The 746-nt window shown below is 55.5% G+C and carries 1 protein-coding gene; it reads right to left on the bottom strand.

Annotated elements, in window-relative coordinates; translation table 11 throughout:
• On the bottom strand, positions 1-628 hold a 628-nt coding region (locus IEX53_RS23640), incomplete at its 3' end, for a hypothetical protein (RefSeq protein WP_188826613.1).
• Positions 629-746: the final 118 nt, after the last annotated feature.

Genomic DNA, 746 nt, shown 5'->3' with positions numbered 1-746 from the left:
CGCACAGTTCGAGAGACTGGCCGCATAATCTGAAAATGCCTCTCCACTTTTCCGAAGCAAGTCCAAGGTTCTCCTTGCGCAGATCGGCAAGTTCCTTCTGGGTCTTCTTGTTCAGACCCGAAATCTGGTCGGCGATCGCATCTCCCCCCAACCGATAGGTTTCCGCGGTCTTGAGGTACGTTTCGTATCCGGACGGAATAAGGCCGGAATTGCGCAGGTCAGTGACATTGTCACTGCACAGCGCATAATGCGCCATCTGCTCCTGCAATCGCCCCTGGGCATTGGCAAATTCCTGCATCTGAGAGGCGGACAGAGGGCCGCCCTTCATAAGCTCATTCAGCTCCTGAATAATTTTCAGGTTGCTCTGGATCTCTTTTTCCGCCGCAGCGACGATGGAAGCCCGGATGGCTGCGTATTCCTCAGGGCTGAGGTTCTTACCCTCAAATTCACCTTTGAAACGGATGACGCAACCAGAGGCGGCGTAGGCCCGGCTGACCAGCAGATCCCAGAGGCTGCCATTCGTCGGTCCCGTACATACGGCAAGGGAATCGGGGTCTACCTCTTCAAGGCGGGCAATAATTTCCTTGACCTCCCGGGCGCTGTTTTGGTTCAGCGTGCCGGTCTCCACCAGGCGGTCGATATATTTCGCGGCTTCACCGATGAGGTCCTCTACACCCTTTAGGGCGTGTCGTCATTTGAGGGTTATGAACGCAGCGACGAGTTGGACAGCACCTAAGAATGTGCTG

Origin of the sequence: Paramesorhizobium endophyticum (assembly GCF_014640615.1) — a bacterium.
Classification (GTDB): Bacteria; Pseudomonadota; Alphaproteobacteria; order Rhizobiales; family Rhizobiaceae; genus Paramesorhizobium; species Paramesorhizobium endophyticum.
The sequence above is the reverse complement of the archived record's forward strand: the minus strand, read 5'-3'. Positions and strand labels throughout refer to the sequence as shown.